This is a genomic window from Herbaspirillum sp. YR522 (genome assembly GCF_000282575.1).
Taxonomy (GTDB): domain Bacteria; phylum Pseudomonadota; class Gammaproteobacteria; order Burkholderiales; family Burkholderiaceae_D; genus Herbaspirillum.
Genome location: NZ_AKJA01000015.1, coordinates 84,424 through 99,550 on the forward strand (window position 1 = coordinate 84,424; position 15,127 = coordinate 99,550).

General features: G+C 64.0%; 16 protein-coding genes. 11 read left to right on the forward strand and 5 right to left on the reverse strand.

The window, feature by feature from the left end; translation table 11 throughout:
* Positions 1-63: 63 nt before the first annotated feature.
* A complete protein-coding gene (locus PMI40_RS02690) occupies positions 64-306 on the reverse strand; it encodes a hypothetical protein (RefSeq protein WP_157221431.1) in 243 nt (80 codons plus the stop codon).
* A 629-nt stretch (positions 307-935) separates the two neighbouring features.
* Between PMI40_RS02690 and PMI40_RS02695 the strand changes: the two genes are divergently transcribed.
* From PMI40_RS02695 to PMI40_RS02715, 5 genes are all read left to right on the forward strand, one after another.
* Positions 936-1,916, forward strand: a complete 981-nt coding sequence (locus tag PMI40_RS02695; protein ID WP_008111857.1) for a tripartite tricarboxylate transporter substrate binding protein — start codon at positions 936-938, stop codon at positions 1,914-1,916.
* Positions 1,917-2,022: 106 nt separating this feature from the next.
* A complete protein-coding gene (locus tag PMI40_RS02700) occupies positions 2,023-2,559 on the forward strand; it encodes a tripartite tricarboxylate transporter TctB family protein (RefSeq protein ID WP_008111858.1) in 537 nt (178 codons plus the stop codon).
* Between the two features lie 10 nt (positions 2,560-2,569).
* Entirely contained in the window at positions 2,570-4,066 is a 1,497-nt protein-coding gene (locus PMI40_RS02705; RefSeq protein WP_008111860.1) for a tripartite tricarboxylate transporter permease, read from the forward strand.
* A 36-nt stretch (positions 4,067-4,102) separates the two neighbouring features.
* Positions 4,103-5,167, forward strand: a complete 1,065-nt coding sequence (locus tag PMI40_RS02710) for an Ldh family oxidoreductase (protein WP_008111862.1) — start codon at positions 4,103-4,105, stop codon at positions 5,165-5,167.
* A gap of 62 nt (positions 5,168-5,229) precedes the next feature.
* Positions 5,230-6,105: a FadR/GntR family transcriptional regulator gene (locus tag PMI40_RS02715; protein WP_008111863.1), complete on the forward strand. Its 876-nt coding sequence runs from the start codon at positions 5,230-5,232 to the stop codon at positions 6,103-6,105.
* 5 nt (positions 6,106-6,110) lie between these two features.
* On the opposite strand, the gene PMI40_RS02720 is transcribed toward PMI40_RS02715, so the two are convergent.
* The 3 genes from PMI40_RS02720 to PMI40_RS02730 all read right to left on the reverse strand — a co-directional run bounded on the left by PMI40_RS02720 (position 6,111) and on the right by PMI40_RS02730 (position 9,270).
* Positions 6,111-6,656, reverse strand: coding sequence for a C40 family peptidase (locus tag PMI40_RS02720; protein WP_008111865.1), 546 nt, complete (start codon positions 6,654-6,656; stop codon positions 6,111-6,113).
* A 4-nt stretch (positions 6,657-6,660) separates the two neighbouring features.
* A complete protein-coding gene (locus tag PMI40_RS02725) occupies positions 6,661-7,863 on the reverse strand; it encodes an acetylornithine transaminase (protein ID WP_008111868.1) in 1,203 nt (400 codons plus the stop codon).
* Between the two features lie 363 nt (positions 7,864-8,226).
* Complete coding sequence (locus PMI40_RS02730; protein ID WP_008111869.1) at positions 8,227-9,270, reverse strand: CDP-6-deoxy-delta-3,4-glucoseen reductase; 1,044 nt, start codon at positions 9,268-9,270, stop codon at positions 8,227-8,229.
* Positions 9,271-9,306: 36 nt separating this feature from the next.
* Between PMI40_RS02730 and PMI40_RS02735 the strand changes: the two genes are divergently transcribed.
* The 6 genes from PMI40_RS02735 (at position 9,307) to PMI40_RS02760 (ending at position 14,489) form a co-directional block, all read left to right on the forward strand.
* Positions 9,307-10,179, forward strand: coding sequence for an SDR family oxidoreductase (locus PMI40_RS02735; RefSeq protein ID WP_008111870.1), 873 nt, complete (start codon positions 9,307-9,309; stop codon positions 10,177-10,179).
* A gap of 211 nt (positions 10,180-10,390) precedes the next feature.
* Positions 10,391-11,164, forward strand: coding sequence for an ABC transporter ATP-binding protein (locus PMI40_RS02740; protein WP_008111871.1), 774 nt, complete (start codon positions 10,391-10,393; stop codon positions 11,162-11,164).
* The gene (locus PMI40_RS02745) at positions 11,161-12,162 is read left to right on the forward strand and encodes an ABC transporter substrate-binding protein (RefSeq protein WP_008111872.1); all 1,002 of its coding nucleotides are present in this window, start codon (positions 11,161-11,163) and stop codon (positions 12,160-12,162) included. Before PMI40_RS02740 ends, PMI40_RS02745 begins: the two co-directional genes overlap by 4 nt.
* A 266-nt stretch (positions 12,163-12,428) precedes the next feature.
* On the forward strand, positions 12,429-13,202 hold the full coding sequence (locus tag PMI40_RS02750) for an ABC transporter permease (protein ID WP_008111874.1): 774 nt from the start codon (positions 12,429-12,431) through the stop codon (positions 13,200-13,202).
* A 17-nt stretch (positions 13,203-13,219) separates the two neighbouring features.
* Positions 13,220-14,005, forward strand: a complete 786-nt coding sequence (locus PMI40_RS02755) for a transporter substrate-binding domain-containing protein (RefSeq protein ID WP_008111876.1) — start codon at positions 13,220-13,222, stop codon at positions 14,003-14,005.
* Positions 14,006-14,222: 217 nt separating this feature from the next.
* Positions 14,223-14,489: a hypothetical protein gene (locus PMI40_RS02760; RefSeq protein WP_008111879.1), complete on the forward strand. Its 267-nt coding sequence runs from the start codon at positions 14,223-14,225 to the stop codon at positions 14,487-14,489.
* 77 nt (positions 14,490-14,566) lie between these two features.
* On the opposite strand, the gene PMI40_RS24500 is transcribed toward PMI40_RS02760, so the two are convergent.
* A complete protein-coding gene (locus PMI40_RS24500; RefSeq protein WP_081496393.1) occupies positions 14,567-15,097 on the reverse strand; it encodes a calcium-binding protein in 531 nt (176 codons plus the stop codon).
* Positions 15,098-15,127: the final 30 nt, after the last annotated feature.

The window sequence follows — 15,127 nt, forward strand, 5'->3', positions numbered from 1 at the left end:
TGCGAGCGCGCCCACCGGCGCGATCTGGTGCACATCAATATGCCGTTCGCCGCGCTAAACGGGCTAAACGGTGCTGTCGTTGGTTACCGGGCGTGCGTACGGCAGCCCCAGGGCTCGGGATGGCCTGTTGCCCTGGTCAAAGAAATAACGGGAAAAGTCGATCAGCATGAACGCCAGCAACGAACCGAAGCAACAGGCACGGTGCAAGGCCCGACGTGCGCGCGTGGTCGTCGGCAAGGCCGTCACGACAGCGTGGGTCGAGCTGCGATGCGACCACGAATGCGAGGTCATTGCTGCAGTTGCCAAGATTGTCTCCATGCCTGATGCCGGTGGCTTGCGCACCCGGCTGGGTCGTGGTGCCGTCTGTTCTGGCGTCGCTCGTTGCGGGGCGCCAGACAGGACTTTGTTCGATTGGCAGCGAGTCTATTGCAGGCTTTCCGGTTTGGTCAAGTGGTAATACCAAAACCGATGGGCGGGCTTGAAATGCCCTGGAGACTCGCATTTATTATTGCGTCGATGCAGCATCGTTTCCCATCATGTCTCGTCATTCGGCGTGTGTCGGGAAAGCCTGTATGGCGGGACTTTTGTGCGATGCAATTTGTTGCGTCGCGGTATCGATGAAACTTGCCGCAGGTTTTTTTCATCCTTGACACTCGCTATCGGATGTGAAATTCTCAATGCGCTGGTCTGACCACATGACCGCCATTGTTCCACCGTGGCGTCCGGCATCATGACGGCGGTTGCATGCCGGGTCCGGGCACTGGCCGGCATCGCGGGAAACATGAGAAAGCACTACCGAGACAAGCACAACAACAAGCTGCAAGGCACCGGAAACCTGCGCAATACCGATATCACAATCCACGCAGGTCACAGCTGCAGAAAGCGCAAAGTCCTACGCCAAGGCCTTTCTGCCCCCTGACACCGGAGGAGACACGATGTTTGCACGCAGAACGCTGATCAAGACAATGGTGGCGATGGCCGCCGGCTGTGCCCTGGGCGCAGCATTGCCGGCCCATGCCGCCTGGCCGGAGCGGCCCGTCACGCTGGTGGTGCCATGGGGTGCCGGCGGCGGCACCGATGCCACCGCACGCATCATCGGCGCCTTGCTCGAGAAAGACCTGGGGCAACCGGTCAACGTGGTCAACCGCACCGGCGGCAATGGCGTGGTGGGCCACCAGGCGATCGCCGGCGCGGCGCCCGACGGCTACACCATCGGCATGGCCACGGTGGAGATCGCGATGATGCATCACCAGGGCCTGACCAAGCTCAACCCGCGCGACTTCACCCCGCTGGCGCTGATGAATTTCGACCCGGCCGCGCTGACGGTGGCGGCCGATTCGCCCTACAAGAGCTTCGATGACCTGTTCAAGGCGATCCAGGCCAACAAGGGCAAGCTCAAGGCTTCCGGTACCGGCCTGGGCGGCATCTGGCACCTCGGATTGTCGGGCATGTTGAAGGACCTGAAGCAGGATCCCAAGGATGTACGCTTCGTGCCTTCCAACGGCGCCGCGCCGGCCATGGTCGACCTGGCCGCCGGCGGGGTCGATATCGTGGCGGCCTCGTTGCCCGAGGCGCGTTCGCTGATCGATGCCGGCCGTGCGCGTGCCCTGGTGGTGATGGCCAACGAACCGGCCGCGCTGTATCCCAAGGTGCCGACCCTCAAGAGCCTGACCGGCAGCAATTGGACCAACGGTGCCTGGCGCGGCATCGTCGGGCCCAAGGGCCTGCCGGCCGAGGTCCAGGCCAGGCTCTCGGCCAGCCTCAGGAAAATCTATGACAGCCGCGAGTACAAGGACTTCATGAACGGGCGCGGTTTTGGCGTGACCTACGCTGATTCGGCCGAGTTCGGCAAGTTCATGGACAAGAGCGACGCCGACATGGGCGCCATCCTCAAGACCCTGGGCATGGCGAAGTAAGCGGCCAGCGCATGCGCGATGCCCTGGCATGGCAAGTCGGGGCGTCGTCGCTTGCTGCGCCCGTTGCCAATGCCCGTTCCTATCGAATCCTTGGACCCTCGCCACCATGAAAATCAACGATGCCCTATCGGGATTGCTGGTCGCCTTGTTTGCCGTCGCGATCTACGTCCATGCCGACACGCTGCCCGCCATGGGCCAGCAGATCGGTCCCAATGTCTTTCCCCAGGCGTTGGCCGCCGGCTTCATGATCTGCGCCGCGCTGCTGGTGCTGCGTGGCCTGCGCAGCCTGCGCCGCGGCGCGGCCAATACCTCGCATGGCACGCGCATTGCGACCGTCGGTCACGACCAGGACGAGGGCGACACACGCTGGTTTTCGCTGCCGCCGTGGATCGGCAGCAAGCGCGCGGTATTTGCCTTCCTGCTGGTCCCGCTGTCGCTGGTGTTCTACATCCTGGTCTCCGAACCGCTGGGCTTCCTGCCGACCGCCTTCATCGTGCTCACGGTGTTGTTTCTGACCTTTCGCATCCGCGTGGCGGTGGCCTTGCCGGTGGCGGCGCTGAGTGCGCTGGTGATCCACGCCCTGTTCTACAAGTTGCTCAAGGTGCCGCTGCCCTGGGGCATCCTGCAACCGCTGGCCTGGTAAGGAGAATCGCATGCTTGCCAATATCCATGCCGCCTTCGCCATCGTGTTCGATCCGTATGTGCTGGCGGTGATCCTGGGCGCCTCGATCTTCGGGCTGTTCATGGGCGCCATTCCGGGCCTGTCGGCCACCATGGCCGTGGCGCTGCTGGTGCCGGTGACCTTTTTCATGCCGCCGGTGCCGGCCATCGCGACCATGGTCTCGGCCACCGCCATGGCCATCTTCTCGGGCGACATCCCGGGTTGCCTGCTGCGCATACCTGGCACCCCGTCGTCGGCGGCCTACACCGACGAAGCCTATGCCATGACCATGAAGGGGCAGGGCGAGATCGCGCTCGGCGCCAGCCTGGTGTTCTCGGTCATCGGTGGCCTGTTCGGCACCATCGTGCTGATCCTGGCGGCCCCGGCGCTGGCCGAACTGGCGCTCAAGTTCTCGTCCTTCGAGTACTTCTGGCTGGTGCTGCTGGGCTTGACCTGCGCTATCTTCATCGCCTCCGACAATCCGCTCAAGGGCTTCGTCTCGCTGTTCCTGGGCATGTTCATCGCCTCGGTCGGCATGGGCAACCCGGCCGGCGTGCCGCGCTTCACCTTCGATCAACCCGACCTGCTGGGCGGGGTCTCGCTGGTGCCGCTGATGGTGGGCATGTTCGCGCTGTCCGAGGTGCTGCGCTTCGCCGTATCGAAGGACTTCAAGGCCAGGATCGTCGATGGCCAGGTGGGCAATGTGTTCAAGGGCATGTGGGCGCTATGCCTGAAATACCCGCGCTCGGTCTGGCGCGGCAGCGTGCTGGGTACGTTGGTGGGGGTGCTGCCGGGGGCCGGCGCCGACATCGCGGCCTGGATGTCGTATGCGATGAGCAAGAAGTTTTCCAGGGAACCCGAGAAGTTCGGCACCGGCCATCCCGAGGGCATCGTCGAATCAGGCGCGGCCAACAACTCGGCGCTGGCCGGGGCCTGGATCCCGGCGCTGGTGTTCGGCATCCCCGGCGATTCGATCACCGCCATCGTCATCGGCGTGCTGTACATGAAGAACCTCAATCCGGGCCCCATGATCTTCATCGAGAACCCGGTCTCGATGTATGCCATCTTCATCGTCTTCGTGCTGGCCAACCTGCTGATGCTGCCGCTGGGCTACTGGTGCATCAAGGTGTCCAAGCGCATCCTGACCATCCCGCGCGGTGTGCTCATGCCGCTGATCCTGCTGTTCTGCGTGGTCGGCTCCTACGCCGCCAACAACAGCGTGACCGATGTGGCGATCATGCTGGCCTTCGGCATGCTGGCCTACTTCATGGAAGAAAACGGTTTCCCGGTGGCCCCGACGGTGCTGGGCGTGGTGCTGGGCGGCATGCTCGAAGAGCATTTCGTCACCTCGATGATCAAGGCCGACGGCGAACTGCTGGCCTTCTTCAGTCGCCCCATTGCTGGTACGCTGGGCGTCATCACCATCGTCGCCTGGCTGCTGCCGTTGGCGCTGAAGACCTGGCGCCGGCGCCTGGCGACACCGGTCTAGTCCCCGATTCACCTCAATGAAAGGATGGTTGTCTGCATGGCTTCACCTGAACGTTTTTCCGCCGATGAACTGACCCGCTTCGCCAGCACCCTGCTGCAAAAGGCGGGGCTGGACGCGCCCAAGGCCGACAGCGTGGCCTCGACCCTGGTCGACGGCGACCTGCTGGGGCACGATACGCATGGCCTGGCCTTGCTGGCGCCGTATGTGAAGGAACTCGAAAAGGGCAGCATGACCAAGACCGGGGCGCCGCAGGTGCTGTCCGAACGGGCCGCCGTGCTGGCCTGGGACGGACGCCGCCTGCCCGGCCCCTGGCTGGTGCACCAGGGCATCGATGCGCTGATCCCCAAGGCGCGCGACTACGGCACGGCTTCGCTGACCATTCACCACAGCCATCACATCGCCTGCCTGGCGGCGTACCTGTTGCGTGCCACGCAGGAAGGCTTCGTGATGATCCTGGCCAGCTCCGACCCGGCAGTACAGAGCGTGGCGCCGTTCGGCGGCACCCGTGCGGTATTCACGCCAAATCCGATCGCCGCCGGCATCCCCACCTCGGGCACGCCTTTCCTGATCGATATCTCGGCCTCGGTCACCACCAATGGCATGAGCAACCGCCTGCACAAGGCAGGCCGCCAGTTCGACGAGCAGTGGCTCATCGATGGCCACGGCAATCCCAGTCGCGATCCCGCCGTGCTGGCCCAGGACCCGCCCGGCACCATCCTGCCACTGGGGGGACTGGCCGCAGGCCACAAGGGTTTCGGGCTGGCGGTGCTGATCGAGGCGCTGACCGGCGGTCTTTCGGGGTATGGTCGGGCCGATCCGCCGTCGGGCTGGGGCGCCACCGTGTTCATGTCGCTCTACGATCCGTCGGCCTTCGGCGGCACCCGGGATTTCCTGCGCCAGATGGACTTCGTGGCCGACGCCTGCCGCACCAATCCGCCGCGTCCGGGCGTGGAGCAGGTGCGCATGCCGGGCGACCGCGGCATGCAACGCCGGGCGCAGCAATTGGCGCAGGGGGTGGCCTTGCATCCGACCATCGCCCCGGCGCTGCGCGAGGCGGGGGCGTCGTACGACCTGGATTTCCCCGGCGCGCTGCCGACGTGACGGGCAGGGCCGGGCTGCGCAGTCCGGTCCTGCAAGACGAACTATTTTGGAATGGACCTTTCATGCCCATCGAAGCGATCGAGCCGCAGCGCCTGTACCGCCAGATCAGCGACCAGCTGCGCAAGCTGATCGTCGACGGCGAATTCCAGGTCGGCTCGCGCCTGCCTTCCGAACGCGACCTGGCGGTGCAGCTGGGGGTGTCGCGGCCATCGCTGCGCGAGGCCCTCATCGCGCTCGAGGTCGAGGGCCATATCGAGGTTCACATGGGGTCGGGCATCTATGTGCGACGCCCCTCGCCGCCGGGCGAGGGCGAGATCGACCTGTCCACCGAGGAGGGCCCGCTGGAGCTGATCCGTGCGCGCGAGATGATCGAAGGCGAAGTCGCCCAGGCCGCCGCCATCAACGCCAGCGAGGCCCAGATCGCGGCCATCGAGCAAGCGTTCCAGGCGATGATCGACGACACCGAGGGCGGCATCAATCCGCTGCAGGCCGACCGCCTGTTTCACATCCGGGTCGCCGAGGCGACCGGCAACAGCGTCCTGGTGGGATTGGTGACGCAATTGTTCGATGCACGCCTGGGTCCGCTGTTCAAGCGCCTGCACAGCCACTTCGACAGCAAGGTGGTGTGGCTGGAGGCCATCGACGAGCATGCCCTGGTGATGCAGGCCTTGCGCGCGCGGGACCCGGCGGCGGCACGGGCGGCGATGCGGCGTCACATGGATATCTCGTTCCAGCGCTACTCGGCCAACCTGACCCTGCGCGAGGCGGTGCGCGAGACCGGGCAAGCCGCGCCTACCGGCCGGGCGCGCAAGGCGCCGCGCGCGCGCAAGCCATCGGTGGCCTCGGCCAAGGCGGGGGCGGCCAAGCTGCTGGCCAAGAACAAGGCGACGCTGGCGGCCAAGCCGGCCATCAAGGCCGGGATCCGCCGCGTGCGCTAGTGCGGTTAGTTGAAATAGCTGCGCGCCATTTCGAAGCGGCGCGAAAAGTAGGGGTTGTCCATGCGCGTGATGTGCACCCGGCCGTTGGTCGAGGGCGCATGCACGAAGCGCCCGTCGCCCAGGTAGATGCCGACGTGCGAGAAGGGCTTGTTCATCGTATTGAAGAACACCAGGTCGCCGGCCCGCAGTTGCGTCGGATCGATCTGGCGCCCGCGGCGGGCGATATCGGCGGCACTGCCGCTGATGCGGTAATTGGCGGCCTGCCCGAAGATGTACGCGACCATGCCGCTGCAATCGAGCCCGGCCGACGGGTTCTTGCCGCCGAAGCGATAGCCGGTATCGATCAGCGACAGGGCATAGATGGCCACCTCGTTGCCGGCGTCGCTGGCGGGCAATGCCGGCTGGCTGGACGGCGCGGCGCCGGGCAGGCGCTCGATGGGGGGCGCCACGGGATTGCTGCCGCAGGCGGCCAGCAGCAATGCCGCGCACCAGGCGGCGATGCTGCCGGCGCCATGCCGGCGCGCCGACGATACTGCGTCGTACACCGGCATATGCTTAGTGGCCCAGCTTGACCAGCACGTCCGACAGCATGGCGAACATCTGGTCGATCTCGTCGTTGCTCACGTTCAGCGCCGGCATGAAGCGCAGCAGGTTGGGGCGGGGCGAGTTGAGCAGCAAGCCGACCGGTTCCATGTTGCGCGCGGCCTCGACGATCTGGGGGCCGATGTCGCGACCCAGTTGCAGCGCGCGCAGCAGGCCTTCGCCGCGCTCGCCCTCGAACCCGTGCTTTTCGGACAGCTTGAGCGAACCGGCACGCAGGTACGCGGCACGATCGCGCACGCCCTGCATGAAGCCCGGCTTGAGCAGCTCCTTGATCACCGCCACGCCGACGGCGGTCATCAGGGGATTGCCGTTGTAGGTGCCACCCTGGTCGCCCGGCTCGAAACAGGCGATCTCTTCGCGCGCCAGCAGGGCCGCCAGCGGCACGCCGCCGCCGATGCCCTTGCCCAGGGTCATGATGTCGGGTTCGACATCCGACAGCTGGTAGGCGAACAATTCACCGGTGCGCCCCATGCCGCTTTGCACTTCGTCCACGATCAGCAGCAGGCCGGCCTGCTTGGTGAGGCGACGCAGGCCCTGCATGAACTCACGGGTGGCGGGGATCACGCCGCCTTCGCCTTGCACCGGTTCCAGCATCACGGCCACGGTGTGCTTGGTGATGAGCGCCTCGACGCTGGCCAGGTCGTTGAGCGTGGCCTTGGGGAAGCCCGGCACCTGCGGCGCGAACATGGTATCCCAGCCGTCCTTGCCGCTGGCCGACATGGTGGCCAGGGTACGGCCATGGAAGCTGTGCTTGAAGGTGATGATCTCGAAGCGGGCGTCGCCATTGGAGGCCGGGTTCTTCTTGCCCCACTTGCGGGCCAGCTTGATGGCACCTTCGTTGGCCTCGGCGCCGCTGTTGGCAAAGAACACGCGATCGAATACCGAGTTGGACGTGAGCAGGTTGGCCAGTTCGATCGAGGGCGCATTGTAGAAAGCCGGCGACGGGTTGAGCAACTTGCCGCCTTGCGCGGCCAGCGCCTCGCTGATGCACTTGGGCGAATGGCCCAGGGCATTGACCGCCCAGCCTTGCAGGTAGTCCAGGTAGCGCTTGCCCTTGTAATCGGTCAGCCACATGCCCTGGCCTTCGGTGAAGACCAGTTCGGGGCGGTTGGTGACGTACATCAGCTTGTTGGCGTCGAACTCTTGGTATTGCATCGAAGGCTCCTGGGGCAAATAAGGTTGAGGGGAAGGTGCTCGGCAGCGACGGATCAGCTACGCAAAAGGCACGGCAATCCCGATGGCGAATAAAAAAAAGCCACAGGGTTCGCCTGTGGCTTCGCGATTCGTTTCACTTCACGCGCACAGCGGCAAACCTGGTTGAGGGTGGCTGCGACGTCGTAAAAATGTGGCGTTGGCGATCATGCGGTCAATATTAGGACGTTTTACAACTAGCGTCAAAAAGATTCGACCCGATTTTGCCCTAAATAGCGTCGCCTTGCATTTCGCCGCCACCCTGGCGGTCATCATGGCAGCTCGCGATGACCGCCGGATGACCGCCGGATGACCGCCGGCGTGGGCTCACACGGCGCTGGTGACGGTCGTGGCCAGGTCGGCTTCGGAGGTGAACGAGTCGGCATAGAACTCGTCGGCCGGCAACTGGCACTGGGCGACGAAGTCGCGTTGCGCCGATTCGACCACGATCGGGGCGCCGCAGGCGTAGACCTGGTGGCCCGACAGATCGGGGAAATCGGCCATCACCGCCTGGTGCACGAAGCCGGTGCGGCCGCTCCAGTTATCCTCGGCCGCGGCGTTCGACACCACCGGCACATAGGTGAAGGCGGGCAGGCTGGCTGCCCATTGCTCGCACAGCTGGCTCATGTACAGGTCCTGCGGACGGCGCCCGCCCCAGTACAGCGTGACCGGACGGGTCGAGCCGGCATGTTCGAGCTGCTCGACGATCGCCTTGATGGGCGCAAAGCCGGTGCCGGAGGCCAGGAGCACGATAGGCTTGTCGGAATCCTCACGCAGGAAGAAGGTGCCCAGCGGCCCTTCGATGCGCAGGATGTCGCGCTGCTTCATGGTGCCGAAGACCTGGTCGGTAAACAAGCCGCCCGGCAGGTGGCGGATGTGCAGCGTCATGGGGCCGTCCACATGCGGCGCGCTGGCCATGCTGTAGCTGCGACGCTTGCCATCGCGCAGCATGAACTCGACATATTGCCCGGCCTTGTACTGCAGGCGGTCATTGGCCGGCAATTGCAGCGACAGCACGATCACGTCGTCGGCCTTCTTCTCGAGTGCGGCCACCCGCACCGGCAGCTTGCGCACCGGGAAGTCGCCCACGCCGGCCACTTCGCGGGCCTCGATCACCACGTCCGAGCTTGGCTTGGCACAGCAAAACAACGAGAATCCGAGCTTTTCTTCGTTGGCGGGGAGGGCGCGCTCCTGATGCGGGCCATGCTCCACCTCGCCGGAGATCAGCTTGCCTTTGCACGAGCTGCAGGCGCCGTTCTTGCAGCCGTAGGGCAGGCCGACACCGGCCCGGATGGCGGCGGTGAGGATGGTTTCGCCTTCATCGCAGGAAAACTGGCGACCGCTGGGCTGGACTGTGACTTGGAAACTCATACAATTCGTGAACTGAACTAGGGTGATTGGAAAACCATGAAAAAACTGGGCTTGCCGCGGGTACTGGTGATTGGCTGTGGCGACGTCGGCATGCGCCTGTTGCCGCTGCTGACCCCGCGCTACCGGGTGCTGGCCGTGACCAGCAATCCGCAACGTCGCGCCGAACTGCGTGCCGCCGGCGCCGTGCCGATCGTGGCCGACCTCGACCGTCCGCTCTCGCTGGGCCGCCTGGGGCCGCTGGCCGAACGCGTCATCCATCTCGCACCACCGCCGTCGGACGGCCCACTGGACCGCCGCACCCGCAATGTGGCCGCCATTTTACCCGAGGGCGCGCGCGTGGTTTATATCAGTACCACCGGTGTGTATGGCGATTGCGACGGCGCCTTCTTCGACGAGACCCGCACCGTGCGTCCGCGCACGGCCCGCGCCGTGCGCCGGGTCGATGCCGAAAGCGTGCTGCGGGCCTGGGCGCGGCGCCGCGGTGGCCGGCTGGCGATCCTGCGCGTGCCCGGCATCTATGCCGCCGACCGCCTGCCCGCCGAGCGCCTGCGCCAGGGCACGCCGGCGCTGGCCGTGGCCGACGACGTCTATACCAATCACATCCATGCCGACGACCTGGCACAGGCGACCTTGGCGGCCCTGTGGCATGGCGCGCCCGGTCGCATCTACCATGCCGTGGACGATACCGACCTGCGCACCGGCGACTTCCTCGATGCAGTGGCCGACGCCCTCGGCTTGCCGCGCCCGCCGCGGATGCCGCGCGCCGAGATCGGCGCCAGCGTGTCGCCGATGATGTTGTCGTTCATGTCCGAATCGCGCCGGCTCGACAACCGCCGCCTGCGCGAGGAGCTGGGCGTACGGCTGCAATGGCCGGATGTGCAGTCGCTATTGGCCGCGTTACCGGAATGATGCCGCCGTGCAAGTTTATTCTTATGCAATTTTCCGATGTTCTATATTCGGAATTTGAATAAGCATAAGAATTTAAAGTCGTTGTCTTGCCTGGGCGGCAACAGTAAAGTCCATCCTGACAAAATGTAAGGGGGAGGCGGGGAGCCTCTCCCTTCTTGCTTGCATCGACTCTTTTGCACTTCCACCAACGCGGTCTGGGCCGCAGGACGACATGAAGTTATCTTTTAAGAACGTCGCCAAGCATTTCGGCGGCCTGCAGGTGATCGGGGATTTTTCACGCGATATCGAATCCGGTGAACTGGTGGCGCTGGTCGGTCCGTCCGGCTGCGGCAAGTCGACCTTGCTGCATATCGCCGCCGGCCTAGAGCGCGCCAGTTCCGGCGTGGTCACCGGCGACGGCGTCGACATCCGCGGCCCACATCCCGAACGCACCCTGATGTTCCAGGAAAACGCCCTGTATCCCTGGCTGACGCTGGAGCAGAACGTGGCGCTGGCACTCGAATTCCAGAAGATCGACAAGAAGCAAGCCGCCGTACGCGCCCGCGAATGGCTGGCCAAGGTCAAGCTCAAGGGTTTCGAAGCGTACTATCCGCACCAGGTCTCGGGCGGCATGCGCCAGCGCGCGGCCCTGGCGCGCGCCTTCATCTCGCAGCCTCGCGCGCTGCTGCTGGACGAACCCTTCGGCGCGCTCGATGCCCTCACGCGCATGACCTTGCAGGATGCGTTGCGCGAGCTGATCCGCCAGCAGGGGCCGACCGTATTGCTGGTCACGCACGACGTGGACGAGGCCTTGTTCCTGGCCGACCGCATCTTCGTGTTCAGTCCGCGCCCGGCCACGGTGCTCAAGGAATTCAATCTCGTGCATCACGAAAAGACGCACGATCTGTCCGAATTCGCGGCCATTCGCCGCGAGATCCTGTGCCTGCTCGGTATCCATGCCGAACAGGACGAGTTAGCTAAAACATTGGAAGGGGTGGGAGTATGAAGCTCAAACTGGCACGTATCGTGTTTCCGGCGCTCGTTGCGCTGGCATTTGCCAATCACGCATTCGCACTGGAAAAATTCAAGATCGGCTACCTGCGCGTGATGGACGACGCCCAGGCCATGGCAGCCTACGAGGCCGGCCTGTACAAGAAGTACGGCCTGGACGTGGAACTGATCGAATTCAAGTCCGGCACCGACCTGGTCAAGGCCATCGTCGGCGGCCAACTCGACAGTGGCGTGTTCGGCTTTTCCAATGCCGTGGCATGGGCTTCCAAGGGCGCCGACCTGAAGGTGGTGGGCGGTGCGCAGCTGGGCTACCACGCGCTGGTGGCGCGTGAAGACTCCGGCATCAACAAGGTGGCCGACCTCAAGGGCAAGACCCTGGCCTCGCAGGCCGAGGGCAGCACCGCCGACACCGTGCTCAAGGGCGTGGTGTTGAAGGACGCCGGCATCAAGCCCGACGACGTCAACGTCATGGGCGTGTCGCCCCAGGTGGCGGTGCAGTCGCTGGTGGGCAAGCGGGTCGACGCGGCCTTCCTGTTCGAGCCGCAGGCACGCATTGCGCAACTGATCGCCCCGGTCAAGCAGATCTATGAAATCGGCGAAGTCTGGCCTTTCCCTTGCATGGTGGTGATTACCTCCGGTGAAACGCTCAAGAAGCGTCGCGACGCCGTCTGGAAGTCGCTCGATGCCCAGCGTGACGCCATCGCGCTGCTGCAGAAGAAGCCCGCCGAGGCCTCCAGGCTGATCGCCGGCTATTTCATCGCCGAGCCGACCCTGAAGACCTTGAAGCAGGGCGAACTGCTGCGCGAAGACGTGATCCGCGACGCCATCAAGAGCCAGACCTTCACCCCCAAGATTTCCAGGAAGGAGCAGGATCGCATGCAGGAAATCTCCAACATCCTGCAAGAACAGGGTGCGTTGAAGACCAAGGACGGCAAGCCTTTCGACGTCAATTCGATCACCGACCTGTCGTGGCAGAACGCCCGCAAGTTGTAATCGGTGGTCGTAAAGCGGTGCGAGCAGCCCAATCACGCCTCTGCGATGCTCGCCGTACATCCGTACGGCTGCGCTTCTCGAGACGAGCTTGAGCCGCTCGCTCCACTTCCCAACTCACCGCACAAAGTGATCTGAGCGCCTTTCGTAGCATCGCGTTGCTCGCTACGTTGTGTCGGTATGGTTGCTGGTTGTAGCATCGCTTTGCTCGCTACGTGGTTTCCTTCATTCCTGGCCGGTTTCCGGCTTATGTCATTTATAAGCAAGTCATGAGCTCCCAGCGTCGCGTTACCGGTATTCGCAAGAAGCTCGCCATGGTCATGGCGATCGCATTCATCCTGTTGATGTGGCAGATCGCCGCGTGGTCGTTGCCATCGTTTTTGATGCCGGGCGTGCCATCGGTGGTGGTGCGGCTGTGGGAAGAAGTGCAATCCAACAACTTCCGGCTGGCGCTGTTCGGCAGCCTGTATCGATTGGGTCTGGGCTATGGCTCGGCGCTGCTGTTCGGGATCGGCTTCGGCCTGATCGGCGCGGTGCTGTTCTTCTTCCGCGAGGTGCTCAAATCGGCCATCGTGATCCTGCAGTCGATTCCGTCGATTGCCTGGGTGCCGTTGTTCCTGATCCTGATGGGCTTCGGCAACCTGCCCATGATCGTGGTGGTGGCCATCGCCGCCTTCTTCCCGGCCGCGCTGTCGGTGATGAACGCCACCGAGAGCGTGCAGCAGGTGCATGTGTCGGCCGCCCGCGTGATGGGGGCCTCGCGCATGGGCCTGCTGCGCCGGGTCTACCTGCCGGCAGTGATGCCTGAATTGATCACGGGCGCCCAACTGGCCTTCGGCAATGCCTGGCGGGCACTGATCTCGGCCGAGATGCTGGTCGGTTTCGGCAAGGGACTGGGGCGCACGCTGGCTTATTCGGGCGAGACCGCCGACATGGTGGGCGTGATGACCAACATCCTCACTATTGCCATCCTGGCGGCGTTGATCGACCAGGTGATCCTGGAAAAACTGAGGCAGCGGCTGCTGCGCTATCAATACGTCTGAACTCCGTGAGCCGAACCATGCGCTTGCCCGCGCTGATCCCGCTGTTGCTGATGTGCGCCGCCACCGCCGGCGCCGGCGTGCTCGATGACGCGCGTCAGGCGGGCGCACTGCGGGTGGGCCTGGACTACGTCCCCCCGGTGTACAAGGGCGGCATGAAGTTTCGTACCCCCGAACGTATCGACACGGTGCTGGCCGAGGACCTGGCCGGGCAATTCAAGCTCAAGCCCGACCTGGTCGGTAATGGCCCTGACGCGGCGCGGTCGTTCAGGGGCGCTCGGGCCGATGTGGTGCTCACGCTGGCCGGGGACGGTGAGGCGCCCACTGCCGACACGGTGGTGATACCGACCGGTTATAGCGCCGGCGGCATGGCCATCATGCGTACCGACACCACCATCAAGAAATGGGAAGACCTCAAGGGGCGCACCGTGTGCATGTCCGAAGGTGGACCTTATGTCGGCTCGCTGGCATCCCGCTACGGCGCCGTCGAAAAAGTCATGCGAGCCCCGGCCGATGCGTTGCTGGCAGTAAGGGTGGGAGAATGCGACGCGGCGGTGCATGACGACGCCATGATGAAGACCTTGTTGAAGCTACCCGAGTGGAAGAAGTTTTCTGCGCAACTGGCGCCCACCGGTCGCCGGCAACTGGTATTGAAAGTGCGCGGCGCCGATGCGGCCGACCTGGCGGCCCTACGCCAGGCTGCTGCCCGCTGGAGCGATGACTACTGGGCCGGCGTGAAGAAGAAATGGGCCAACGATGTCGCCTTCGAGGTCTATCTCGACCAGAACGTCCCGGATTGCCATTGATTGCCAGCGATTCAACTAAGTTGTCGATTGAAGAATGCCGGCTTGAATTTAGTTGTCAATATAAAAACAAAACTGTCGTCAAACGCCAAATTTAGTGAAATTCCTGAATCGCAGAGTTCAACCGCTGGCGTAAGATGGCATCTGTATGCAGCGGGGGATCTGCTGCATCGCCTGTATCAAAACACCAACACCGCCGTCATCGCAACAGGAGTCCATCGTGCCCGTCGATATTGCCAGCGCAGTCAGCGCAGTCGTTCCCACACCCACCGATAGCAGCACGCCCTATGGCGCGCCCAATGCCGACCAGGTCCGCAAGGCCGACGAAGCGCGTGCCCAGCAATTGGCCGAACAGCGTCGCCTGGAAGAAATCCAGGCCGACCAGCAACGCGCCGATACCGCCCGCCAGCAACGCGACGAGCGCGCCCAGATTTCGCGCAATTCCGACGGCGAGATGATTGGTACCATCGTCAGCACCAGCGCTTGATGTGATCGGGCCGTCGTCGAGACGGCGTTGGCTGGCTGCAGGCGTGCGAGAGGCGCATGCCTGGGCTGGCTTGGGTGTCAACGCCAGTTGGCGCCGGCCACTGCTGCCAGGGTGAGTTTCTGGTCGGCAGAGAGGTCGCTCACGCGGCTTCCTGGCTGCAGTAGGGTCGCAATTGAGCCGACCATGCTTTCTACCTGATTGGCTCGTAATTGTTTGCCGTTTTGTAGTTGGAAGGCGTCTATTTGATAAGCGCTCCCGAGATACCAGTTACGGACGGTGAGCTTGTCGTCGGTCTCCAATAGACGTAATTCGAGGTCGTAGCCTGCGCGCTTTAGCCAGATGTGGTCTTCTGATATGTCGTCGCCGAACAGGACGGTATCGAATTCATCTGCACCGTAGCGGTTATGCGAGATGACATCGGCATTGCTGTCTCGGCTGAAAATATAAGTGTCGTTGCCTGTTCCTCCGTTCAAGAAGTCGTTTCCGCTTCCCCCATCGAGCAGGTCATCGCCCGAATCCCCATAGAGTGAATCGCTTCCCTCGCCACCGTACAGTTGGTCATTGCCGGCACCGCCGACCAGATTATCGCGACCGCTGCCGCCGTCCAGAGTGTCGTTGCCGCCCGCACCGCTTAGTCG

Coding starts and splice junctions, on each gene's coding strand:
- PMI40_RS02695 (WP_008111857.1), top strand. CDS start 936: ATGTTTGCACGCAGAACGCTGATCAAGACAATGGTGGCGATGGCCGCC.
- PMI40_RS02700 (WP_008111858.1), top strand. CDS start 2,023: ATGAAAATCAACGATGCCCTATCGGGATTGCTGGTCGCCTTGTTTGCC.
- PMI40_RS02705 (WP_008111860.1), top strand. CDS start 2,570: ATGCTTGCCAATATCCATGCCGCCTTCGCCATCGTGTTCGATCCGTAT.
- PMI40_RS02710 (WP_008111862.1), top strand. CDS start 4,103: ATGGCTTCACCTGAACGTTTTTCCGCCGATGAACTGACCCGCTTCGCC.
- PMI40_RS02715 (WP_008111863.1), top strand. CDS start 5,230: ATGCCCATCGAAGCGATCGAGCCGCAGCGCCTGTACCGCCAGATCAGC.
- PMI40_RS02720 (WP_008111865.1), bottom strand. CDS start 6,656: ATGCCGGTGTACGACGCAGTATCGTCGGCGCGCCGGCATGGCGCCGGC.
- PMI40_RS02725 (WP_008111868.1), bottom strand. CDS start 7,863: ATGCAATACCAAGAGTTCGACGCCAACAAGCTGATGTACGTCACCAAC.
- PMI40_RS02730 (WP_008111869.1), bottom strand. CDS start 9,270: ATGAGTTTCCAAGTCACAGTCCAGCCCAGCGGTCGCCAGTTTTCCTGC.
- PMI40_RS02735 (WP_008111870.1), top strand. CDS start 9,307: ATGAAAAAACTGGGCTTGCCGCGGGTACTGGTGATTGGCTGTGGCGAC.
- PMI40_RS02740 (WP_008111871.1), top strand. CDS start 10,391: ATGAAGTTATCTTTTAAGAACGTCGCCAAGCATTTCGGCGGCCTGCAG.
- PMI40_RS02745 (WP_008111872.1), top strand. CDS start 11,161: ATGAAGCTCAAACTGGCACGTATCGTGTTTCCGGCGCTCGTTGCGCTG.
- PMI40_RS02750 (WP_008111874.1), top strand. CDS start 12,429: ATGAGCTCCCAGCGTCGCGTTACCGGTATTCGCAAGAAGCTCGCCATG.
- PMI40_RS02755 (WP_008111876.1), top strand. CDS start 13,220: ATGCGCTTGCCCGCGCTGATCCCGCTGTTGCTGATGTGCGCCGCCACC.